Below are 11,304 nucleotides of genomic sequence, written 5' to 3'. Positions count from 1 at the left end.
ATACATCAATAAATTCATATTTGACAGGCCAATAAACAATATTAAAAATCAAACAATTTAATTACACCCAACGGGTTCTTTTAAACAATTTCATATCCCATTTATTCCAGACATTACACAGTTAGCATCATTGAATTTTAATTTTTAATGATTTTGTAAACTCCGGTACCTTTATCTGTCGAAATTCTCATTACATATAATCCGTTTCTAAAAGAAGACAAATCCACATTTAAACTGGAACGTTTATTTTGTATTTTCATCAATTCTTGACCTCGCAAATTGATTATCTTAAATTCATTAATCGCATCCAAAGCATCTATTTTTACTTCTCCTTGAGTTGGATTTGGAAACCATGTAACACCTTCAAGTTTAAACCCATCCATTCCCAAAGGAGCCGTTGTAAAGGATAGTGGACCAACCCAATCACTTAGAACGGCTTGGTCAAAGCCGGAACAATCTTTTCTTAAATACAAATCATAGCTTGTTTTGGGTGTTAACCCATAAATGGTATACGGTGCAGGTGAGTTAGTTTGAAACAGCATTCCCGTACCTAAAGAAAATCCTTTGGGTCCAAATTCCATTTCCCAATATTGCGTTCCGGAACCGTTGCCAGTCCAATTGATGGTGGCTTGAAAAGGAAAAACGGATATGAGACTCAAATCAGTAGGCGCCTCACAAGAAAGAGAACTAACAAATACCGAGTTAACGCATACACCCGCAATTTCAGCGCTTGTTCCGTCAACTACAAATCGATATCTGAAATTTTGCAATTGGTTACCCGTGAAAGACGAAAAATCCAAATAGGCATTCACTAAAGAATAGATAGAATCAAATGTACAGGTTTTAAAATCTCCAACAGTTGCCAAGGGAGCAGATCCTTCCGGGAATAAAGTCCAACTGCTGGTGTCTGCATTCCAAAACTCAATATAAAGAACATCATTAGCATAAGTGGTATAAGCAATAGTAAAACTGATTTTAAGAAATTTTTCATTCCCATCGAAAGCAGGTTGCAAATTAAAAAAGGGAGAAGTTACCTCCAATAAAGTTGAAGTTCCAGAAGGAGTTACTAAGGCAGTATCGTAGGACAAACTGGGATTCAATGTTGGATTTGACACTAAGGCTTGCGGGCTGTATTCTCCAGTTACCGTCCAGTTTGGATTGGGCCAATTTTCATTTCTTACTAGTATTTGCCCAAACAAGGTTTCAACAAACAGAATGAAAACCAGAAAAGCGCTGTTATTTTTCATTTTTATAGGATTTAAATTAATAAATTACAAAATAATTAAAAATAAATCGCAACAAACAACACCACTAAATTACAAATAATATACTGATATTAAACCTTTTAAACATAAATTATTATTAAAAAAAACGATACAAATATGCTGTCTTTTTAAACAATTTATTAAACGATGCAACAACTACAATACCAATTTCTTGAACGTAAAAAAAAATGGCAACCATTGCTGGCTGCCATCTTCCCCATATTAAATTAACCAAATAATTATTCTTTAGCCTTAGCCATTTCAGACGATTTTGCTCCCATTCTATTTAAGGTATACATTGGAGCAAATTTCAATTTCAATCCAGCAATTTTTCTATTGTCTTCAGAAGAAAGTCCCTCTTTTTCAACTGTATTTTTTCTGCTGTCTAATGCTTCATACATTAACTTCACTTCATCCCAGTCTTCTCTGGAATATTTGTCTTTGTTATCTTCAGCTGTATGCACAAATTGTTGGTAAACACTATGGATATTGGCTGCATTTACCCAATTAAAATTCATGTCTTCCCCAATTTTACCTTCTCCAAACAAAGCATTTCTAAGTTGTTGTTTGGGATTTGGCGTTGCCGCTGCCACTTTATTCGCTTCTGCTTCCATTTGGGCTTTTAATTCAGCATATTTTGTTCGGCTGGCATTAATTCGTTCTTGCATTTTTTCAGCATTTTTTAAATTGGCAAGAGCAGCATCGGCTTCACTAGTTCTCATTTCATAAGATGCATTAATTACTTCCCAATTAAGTTTGGCATCTTGAGCAGGAATATTTCCTAATGAATCGACATAAACCACATAGGTCTCAACGGTTTTCTGTGCTTCTGCTTCTTTTTCAGATTTACATGATGTAAACCCCAAGGCGATTAACGCCATTCCTAATACTACTTTTTTACCTTCCATAATCATAGTCTTGTTAAATGTTATTTGTCAAAAGTAAATTGAATTATATTATATTCAATTTTTAAACAAAAATTATATAATAAATACAATTAATTATGATAATAAAAATAAAAAATGATAATTATATAATTTATTTTAAAAATTATGTAATGCTTCAATTAGAATTTATTTTATGGAAATAGAAAAAAATCACTAATCCAATTGACTACTAAACCACTGCATTTACAGGATAATTACTGTAACAAAAATGTATTCTATACTACTTATGATTAATTCAAAAGTCTTTTGTACTTTTAAAATCTAAAAAAACAGCATTCCTAATGTCAAATCCATTAATAAAAATAACCAACATCAAACGCGATTTTGTACTTGGAAACGAGATTGTTTATGTACTTAAAGGGGTTAATTTAGAAATAAAAAAGGGAGAATATGTGGCACTTATGGGACCTTCAGGTTCCGGTAAATCAACCTTAATGAACCTTTTGGGATGCTTGGACACACCAACTTCCGGCACCTATATCCTCAACGGAAAGGACGTAAGTCAAATGCACGATGATGAACTGGCTGAAATTCGCAATAAAGAAATTGGTTTTGTTTTCCAGACTTTTAACCTCATGCCCAGAACCTCCGCGTTAAACAATGTGGCTTTGCCGATGATTTATGCAGGCTATTCCAAATCGGAAAGAAATATACGCGCCAAAGAAGTTTTGGAGCAAGTAAATTTAGGGGATCGGATGGATCATCAACCCAACCAGCTTTCTGGCGGACAGCGACAACGGGTGGCCATTGCAAGGGCCTTGGTCAATAAACCTTCCATCATCCTTGCTGATGAACCTACCGGGAATCTGGACAGCAAAACGTCCGAAGAAATCATGAAATTATTTAGTGACATTCACAAACTGGGAAACACGGTAATTCTAATCACGCACGAGGAAGAAATCGCGAATTATGCTGACAGAATCATACGCTTAAGAGACGGAATGATTGAGAGCGATCTAACAAAATAGTCGATTTGGTTATTTGTTTGTGCGGTTATTTGATAATTGAATCCCAAAATAACCCAATCCCAAAATAAACTTGAAAATGAAAGTATATACCAAAACCGGAGATACGGGAACCACAGCCCTTTTTGGAGGAACGCGAGTGCCAAAAGACCACATTCGAATAGAAAGCTATGGCACTGTTGATGAATTGAATTCCCATATCGGGTTAATACGCGATCAAGAAATGAATTTGCATTACAAAGACATTCTTATTGAGATTCAGGATCGTTTGTTCACTGTTGGCGCCATACTTGCTACCCCTCCAGAAAAAGAGGTGTTGAAAAATGGCGAACTGCGCCTTCAAAAACTCGGAATCATCGAGAGTGATGTCGAATTATTAGAAAACGAAATCGACGCCATGGAAGCTTCATTACCACAAATGACCCATTTCGTTTTACCTGGCGGACACACAACCGTGTCATATTGTCATATTGCGCGGTGCGTTTGTCGCCGTGCCGAGCGATTGGCCGTTCATTTAAGCCACAATGAACCCGTAGCGGAAATCGCAATCAAATACCTTAACCGCCTTTCTGACTACCTTTTTGTCTTGGCACGAAAGTTGTCATCGGATTTGAACGCAGGGGAAGTAAAATGGATCCCGCGGAAATAGAATTTTAGAGTAAAGAGTGACGATTTTTGATACGAACGATAACGAACTTGCCAAGCAATTCATATTTATCTAAAAATCAAAATAAAGTTTAATCAAATGGCTATAAGTGGTTTAAAATTGCAAATACTCTTTTTTTTAAAATCTAAAATCAAAAATCAGCAATCAAAAATCAGCAATCAATAAAACGTTCTTAACTTTTTTTTAAAATAAATCGAAATTTACTTGACTTTGTGAGTAAAAAATTTATTTTTGCATAAATTAAAATCGAAATAAGATGTATTGGACATTAGAATTAGCATCCTATTTAAGCGATGCGCCTTGGCCGGCTAACAAAGATGAGCTTATCGACTACGCAATTAGAGCAGGCGCGCCACTAGAAGTAGTGGAAAACCTACAATCTATAGAGGACGAAGGAGAGATATATGAGTCAATGGAAGAAATTTGGCCTGATTATCCAACTGACGAAGATTATCTTTGGAATGAGGATGAATATTAAAAAAATATTAAAACCGATGAAAAGTCTCACCCGAGGCTTTTTTTTTGTTTAAATTTGCACACTTTATAAATTAAGAAATTATACAACCCCATGAGTTTCATAAATAGTATCATAAAAGTTTTTGTAGGAGATAAATCTCAAAAAGACGTTAAAGCCCTTCAGGGAAATATCACTAAAATCAGAGCGATAGAGAGCGTTTTAGAGGGATTATCCCACGATGAGCTTAGAGCAAAAACAACTCAGTTTAAAGAAAAAATTAAACAGGCTAGATCCGAAAAAGACGCTAAAATCTATGCACTTCAACTTGAAGTAGAAAACATTGAAGACATCGACAAGAGAGAGGACATCTATGCCGCTATAGATGCTCTTGAAAAAGAGGCCTACGAAATCTCTGAAAAAACATTGACCGAAATTCTTCCTGATGCTTTTGCCGTTATTAAAGAAACCGCAAAACGTTTTAAAGAAAATACCCAACTTGTTGTTACTGCTACAGCAAAAGATCGCGAACTTTCGGCTACAAAAGCATACATCAACATTGTTGGAGATACCGCCGTTTGGGCTAATTCATGGAATGCTGCCGGAAAGCAAATCACTTGGGACATGGTGCATTATGATGTTCAGTTGATTGGCGGAATGGTTTTGCACGAAGGTAAAGTTGCCGAAATGCAAACGGGTGAAGGAAAAACTTTAGTAGCAACATTGCCATTGTATTTGAATGCCTTGACCGGAAACGGAGTGCATTTGGTTACTGTAAATGACTATTTGGCCAAACGTGACAGCACGTGGAAAGCGCCATTATTCGAATTTCACGGAATGACTGTAGAATGTATCGACAATTACCAACCCAATTCGGATGACAGGAGAAAAGCCTATGAAGCAGATATCACTTACGGAACAAATAACGAATTTGGTTTCGATTATTTAAGAGACAATATGGCTCATTCGCCAGAGGATTTGGTACAGAGAAAACACAATTATGCCATTGTCGATGAGGTCGACTCGGTTTTGATTGATGATGCCCGTACCCCTTTAATCATTTCTGGCCCAGTACCGCAAGGGGATCGCCACGAATTCAATGAATTGAAACCAAAAATCGACAATTTGGTAAGTCTTCAAAGACAATTGTCCAATGGTTTTTTGACCGAAGCCAAACGTTTGGTGAAAGAAGGAAATACCAAAGATGGCGGTTTCAATTTGCTAAGAGCCTACAGAGCTTTACCAAAAAACAAAGCCTTGATCAAATTCTTGAGTGAAGAAGGCATCAAACAATTGCTTCAAAAAACAGAAAATCAATACATGCAGGACAACAATCGGGACATGCATCTTATTGACGAAGCCCTATATTTTGTTATAGAAGAAAAAAACAACCAAGTAGAATTGACTGATAACGGAATCAAATTCCTTTCCTCCGATTCGGCCGACAGTAATTTCTTCGTGCTACCAGACATTGGAACAGAAATTTCAGTTATCGAAAAGAAAAAATTAGACAAAGATGCGGAAGCAGAAGAAAAAGAAAAATTGTTCCAAGATTTCTCCATCAAAAGCGAACGCATTCACACCTTGACGCAATTACTTAAAGCCTACACGCTTTTTGAAAAAGATGTGGAATATGTAATCATGGACAATAAAATTATGATTGTTGATGAGCAAACTGGTCGTATCATGGATGGACGCCGTTATTCTGACGGATTACACCAAGCGATTGAGGCCAAAGAAAATGTGAAAATTGAAGCAGCAACACAAACATTTGCAACGGTAACCCTGCAAAATTATTTCAGGATGTACAGCAAATTAGCGGGTATGACTGGAACAGCGGTTACGGAAGCGGGAGAGCTTTGGGAAATCTACAAACTGGATGTGGTGGAAATTCCAACCAATCGCCCAATGGCAAGAATTGACAAAGAAGATTTTATTTATAAAACCACTCGTGAAAAATTCAATGCCGTAATTGAGGATGTAACCGAATTGACTAAAGCAGGAAGACCTGTTTTAATTGGAACCACGTCGGTAGAGATTTCAGAATTATTGAGCCGAATGTTGAAAATGCGCGGTGTAGCCCACAACGTGTTGAATGCGAAGATGCACAAACAAGAAGCCCAAATTGTTGAGGAAGCTGGAAAAGCTGGGGTTGTAACTATTGCAACCAATATGGCCGGTCGTGGAACGGATATCAAATTAACCCCAGAAGTGAAAGCTGCCGGAGGTTTAGCGATTGTAGGAACGGAACGTCACGATTCGCGTCGTGTCGATCGTCAGCTACGAGGTCGTGCAGGCCGTCAGGGTGACCCAGGAAGTTCTCAGTTCTATGTTTCTTTGGAAGACAACTTGATGCGTCTATTTGGCTCTGAAAGAGTGGCCAAAGTAATGGATCGAATGGGATTGAAAGAAGGTGAAGTGATTCAGCATTCGATGATGACCAAATCTATTGAACGGGCTCAGAAAAAAGTAGAGGAAAACAACTTTGGAACACGTAAACGTTTACTTGAATATGATGATGTAATGAACGCACAACGTGAAGTGGTTTACAAACGCCGTCGTCATGCTTTGCATGGAGAACGCTTGAAAGTAGACATCGCCAACATGATGTACGATACTTGTGAGTTAATTGTTGAAGCACACAAACAGGCACGGGATTTCAAGAATTTCGAATTCGAATTGATTCGCTATTTCTCCATCACTTCCCCAGTTACGGAAAGTGAATTTGAGAGAATATCTGAAATAGAATTGACCGGAAAAGTCTACAAAGCAACTTTAGAATTTTACACCGAGAAAACGGAACGAAGTGCCAGAGAAGCTTTCCCTATTATAAAAGGCGTATATGAAGACAAAAACAATCAGTTCGAGCGTATCGTAGTTCCTTTTACGGACGGAATAAAATCGTTGAATGTGGTTACTGATTTGAAAAAAGCGTACGAATCTCACGGAAAACAATTAGTTGCCGATTTCGAGAAAAACATCACATTGGCAATCGTAGATGAAGCTTGGAAAAAGCATTTGCGTAAAATGGATGAGTTGAAACAATCGGTTCAATTGGCGGTTCACGAACAAAAAGACCCATTACTAATCTATAAATTTGAAGCGTTCAACTTGTTTAGCTCCATGTTGAATGGAGTAAACAAAGAAGTGATTTCCTTCCTATTCAAAGGCGATTTACCAGCACAGCAAGCCCCTGCAATTCAGGAAGCCAAAGTAGTGCGCCAGAAGGAAGATTACAAAACGAGTAAGGACGAAGTTCCAAATAGCGACACGCTTGCTGAACAAAACCGTGAAGCAGGACAAACCCAACAACGTCAGGTTACAGAAACTATAGTGCGGGAAATGCCTAAAATCAATCGCAATGACAGTGTTACAATCAAACACATTTTGAGCGGTAAATCTGAAACCATGAAATACAAGAAAGCGGAAAGCCTATTGCATTCTGGCGAATGGGTGATTGTGAACGAGTAATCTTATACCTTAAATCATTATACTATATCCTCAATTGTGAAAGCAGTTGGGGATTTTTTATAGAACAACCAATTCGTTTTTGAAAAAAATCATTAACTGAAAACCGTTATTGGATTTACTTTTTAAACCTTGAAATTCCCTCTTTCAACCAATTTTCATATTCGGCAACGCCAACATAACTTATCGTTGGAACTTCAGTATTTAGGCTATTCCCATTTAAGTCAGTCAAAACGTATAGGGGTTGCGTATTCGTTTTGTATTTTGAAATCATAAAATCAGCCCACTTGTCACCTATCGTTTCAATTTCTGAACCAGTCGTTTTAGAAAGATACATTTCGCCTTTTGGTAACTCCCGCTTATCGTCTACGTACAAAGAAATCACGACCACCTCATCTTTTAAAATAGGCAAAATACGACCGTCGGACCAAACATTATTTTCCATTCTTCTGCAATTGACGCAGGCAAATCCCGTAAAGTCGAGCATAATGGGTTTGTTTACCGCTTTGGCGTAAGCCAATCCCTTGTCATAATCGTCGAAAACCACTAATTTATGCGGACCAAATTGAGCCCCGTCAGGCAAAACAGCATCAGGGGTGCTTCCCTCGCTGGAATTACCAATCCCGAAAGGACTTTCGCTATATTCCATTGGAGGGGGAAAAGCATTAATTAATTTTAGTGGCGCGCCCCAAATTCCCGGGATTAAGTAAATCGTAAAAGACAGAACCAACAATCCCACCAGCAACCTCCCCACCGAAATATGCGACAGCGGGCTGTCATGAGGCATGGTAATTTTTCCGAAAAGATAGTATGCCAATGTCCCAAAAATGGCGATCCAAATAGCCAGAAATGTTTCTCTTTCCAATAAATGCAATTGCAAAACCAAATCGGCATTGGACAAAAATTTGAAGGCCAAAGCCAATTCTAAAAATCCTAAAAATACTTTTACGGTATTGAGCCATCCACCCGATTTGGGCAACGTATGCAACCAGCTTGGGAATAAGGCAAAAAGCATAAAGGGTAAAGCTAAGGCGAACGAAAAACCAAACATCCCGATGACGGGCGCAATTCCGCCTTTAGAAGCGGCATCAACCAGAAGCGTTCCCACAATGGGTCCTGTACACGAAAATGAAACGATGGCAAGTGCCAATGCCATAAATAATATTCCAACAATCCCTCCTCTATCAGCTTGCTTATCGACTTTATTTGCCCACGAATGCGGCAACATAATTTCAAAAGCGCCAAGAAACGAAGCTGCGAAAACAACCAATAGAATAAAGAAAATGATATTAAACCATACATTAGTGGATAATTTATTCAAGGCATCGGCACCAAAAATCCAGGTCACTAAAAGCCCCAATACGACATAAATCACGATGATAGAAATTCCGTAAATTATAGCATTTCTTTTCCCTTTGGCTTTTGTTTTACTATGTTTCGTAAAAAAACTCACCGTCATGGGAATCATCGGAAAAACACATGGCGTTAGTAATGCCGCAAATCCGGATAAAAAGGCAATGAAAAATATAGTCCACAACCCTTTTTGAGATTTTGGCTCAGATTGCATCAAACTACTCGGTTTATCAATTACTTCGGGAGCTAATTGATTGGCTTTTGACTTCAGAGTTGTCGTGTCAATGGCTGTAGCATTCACTTTTGCAGTATCAGTTTTTGCAACTGGCATTTCCACATTGGGAGCTGCAAGGATAGCAATAGGAACATCAAACGTAAATTTCTTTTCCAAATTAATACAAACCTCCTTGCAAACCTGATAATTCAAGTTGACCTCTATTTTCGAAATCTTTGTATTTAGGATAATAATCTCCTGTTGGATTTGTGCCTTTTTGGTAAAGTACGTTTCGTTTACCTCAAAAATGTCGTTAAACGCCGTAGTGGTTTTACTTTCCTTTGCTTTGCCAACCAAATTGAAATTTCCTTTTTGATTTTTGAACAATACTTCCAAAGGGAGCGGGCCTCCATCTGGAGTGAATTGGGAGTACATATGCCAGTCCTTTTCAATGACTCCGTTAAAAGTGAGCAGATAGTTTTTATCTGATTTTTGTTCAATTTTAGTAGTCCATTTAACGGGATCCAAAATTTGCGCGTTCCCATTGGCAAAAGCCAAAAATGAAAGGAGTATAAAAATAACGTTCTTCATTATCCCAATTGTATTTTTAGTATGTTTTTAGTCGTATTTTCTATTCTAAAACGGTCGTCCTGTCTCATACCAACAATCCAAACTATTTGATCATTGGAACATAAAATCCAAACGTTTTCTTTTTCTAGCAACGACAATTTTTCGTCTTTAAAAAATTTACTCACTTTTTTTGATTTTCCTTCCATTCCAAAAGGTTGAAAATAATCGCCTTCTCTCCATCTTCGCAAAAGCAAAGGAAATTGCAATTTATCTTCATCCACAAAGATAGCTGAATTTGAAACTGCAGAAATGTCGGACACTTTACAAAATGAAAGTTTTAAGGGAATATTAACTTCATGCTGCTCTTTATCTAGGAGAAATTCTTTCTCATTCGTAACAAAATTTACTGGACTCAAAATTAAAAAGTTCCGGTCTTTCAACAATCGAAATTCAGCAGAAAACACCTGTTTCCCAGATTGACCTTCTGCCAAATCATAAATGTCATCCCAAGCGGAAAATCCGTATTCTTTCAGCCACTGGTACAAATACGATTTAAAATTAGGCAATTGTTGTAGCTTCTTTAAATCGAAATGAATAGTGCCATCGCCTTGTTCCTTTGCTACCTGTTGGTAAATCATGATTGTGGCATCTTCGACCATCACTTGGGCTTCCTGCAAATAGTTTTGTGTTTTTTGAAACGAGGAAATAAAATTGGGATTCAACTCTTTTAAGATGGGGATTAAATGGTGTCTAATTTTATTCCTCAAATATTTATCCGAAGCATTACTGCTGTCCTCCCTCCACTGAATCCCATTTTCTTTGGCATAATTCTCAATTTCTTGTCTGGAAAAGGACAATATCGGTCGGATCACTTTATCATTTTGTTGCGGAATCCCTGTAAAGCCCTCTAATCCTGTCCCTCTGCTTAGATTTATGAGAAAGGTTTCCAGATTGTCGTCGGCATGATGCGCCGTTAGAATAAAATCATATTTTTCAGTTTCCAAAAGTTCATAAAACCAATTGTAGCGCAACTCCCGAGCCGCAACTTGGGTGGAAATTTTATAATCCGCTGCAAAAGCTTTGGTGTCAAATTGGGTTACAAAAATGGGAATCGTATTTACTAAAGCATAATTCTGAACAAAATTTTGATCTCCAAAACTTTCTATTCCGCGCAACTGAAAATTGCAATGCGCAATGGCGATGTCAAAATACAATTGCTGAAATAAATGCAATAAAACCATGCTATCCAAGCCACCACTAGTGGCAAGAAGCATTTTTTTTCCGTCAAAAAACGGGAAATTTTGGGCAATATGGATTTTAAATTTCTCTAGCATTCTCAAAAGTAATTATTTCTCGCGAAATAATCATTTAATTTTTGGTTGTCAAAAACCCGCTTTTCAT

General features: G+C 37.4%; 8 protein-coding genes. 4 read left to right on the top strand and 4 right to left on the bottom strand.

Translation table 11 applies throughout. The features are described from left to right. Positions 1-137 precede the first annotated feature (137 nt). Positions 138-1,247 (bottom strand): T9SS type A sorting domain-containing protein, encoded by a 1,110-nt coding sequence (locus DB895_RS13305; protein WP_116725860.1) that lies wholly within the window; start codon positions 1,245-1,247, stop codon positions 138-140. Between the two features lie 257 nt (positions 1,248-1,504). Then, entirely contained in the window at positions 1,505-2,173 is a 669-nt protein-coding gene (locus tag DB895_RS14320) for a hypothetical protein (protein WP_166426983.1), read from the bottom strand. A gap of 320 nt (positions 2,174-2,493) precedes the next feature. On the opposite strand from DB895_RS14320, the gene DB895_RS13295 reads away from it, so the two are divergent. The 4 genes from DB895_RS13295 (at position 2,494) to secA (ending at position 7,769) form a co-directional block, all read left to right on the top strand. Then, positions 2,494-3,180, top strand: coding sequence for an ABC transporter ATP-binding protein (locus tag DB895_RS13295; protein ID WP_116725859.1), 687 nt, complete (start codon positions 2,494-2,496; stop codon positions 3,178-3,180). Between the two features lie 76 nt (positions 3,181-3,256). After that, positions 3,257-3,826 (top strand): cob(I)yrinic acid a,c-diamide adenosyltransferase, encoded by a 570-nt coding sequence (locus DB895_RS13290; RefSeq protein WP_116725858.1) that lies wholly within the window; start codon positions 3,257-3,259, stop codon positions 3,824-3,826. A gap of 274 nt (positions 3,827-4,100) precedes the next feature. Beyond that, the gene (locus DB895_RS13285; protein ID WP_007138072.1) at positions 4,101-4,322 is read left to right on the top strand and encodes a DUF2795 domain-containing protein; all 222 of its coding nucleotides are present in this window, start codon (positions 4,101-4,103) and stop codon (positions 4,320-4,322) included. Between the two features lie 90 nt (positions 4,323-4,412). After that, complete coding sequence (gene secA / locus DB895_RS13280; RefSeq protein ID WP_116725857.1) at positions 4,413-7,769, top strand: preprotein translocase subunit SecA; 3,357 nt, start codon at positions 4,413-4,415, stop codon at positions 7,767-7,769. Positions 7,770-7,884: 115 nt separating this feature from the next. Here the strand turns inward: secA and DB895_RS13275 are convergent, their stop codons facing one another. Both DB895_RS13275 and tilS read right to left on the bottom strand, forming a co-directional pair. Further along, positions 7,885-9,924 (bottom strand): protein-disulfide reductase DsbD family protein, encoded by a 2,040-nt coding sequence (locus DB895_RS13275; protein WP_116725856.1) that lies wholly within the window; start codon positions 9,922-9,924, stop codon positions 7,885-7,887. After that, complete coding sequence (gene tilS, locus DB895_RS13270; protein WP_116725855.1) at positions 9,924-11,237, bottom strand: tRNA lysidine(34) synthetase TilS; 1,314 nt, start codon at positions 11,235-11,237, stop codon at positions 9,924-9,926. The genes DB895_RS13275 and tilS overlap by 1 nt, the downstream gene beginning before the upstream one ends. Positions 11,238-11,304 lie beyond the last annotated feature (67 nt).

Source organism: Flavobacterium psychrotolerans (assembly GCF_003097635.1).
Classification (GTDB): domain Bacteria; phylum Bacteroidota; class Bacteroidia; order Flavobacteriales; family Flavobacteriaceae; genus Flavobacterium; species Flavobacterium psychrotolerans.
The sequence above is the reverse complement of the archived record's forward strand: the minus strand, read 5'-3'. Positions and strand labels throughout refer to the sequence as shown.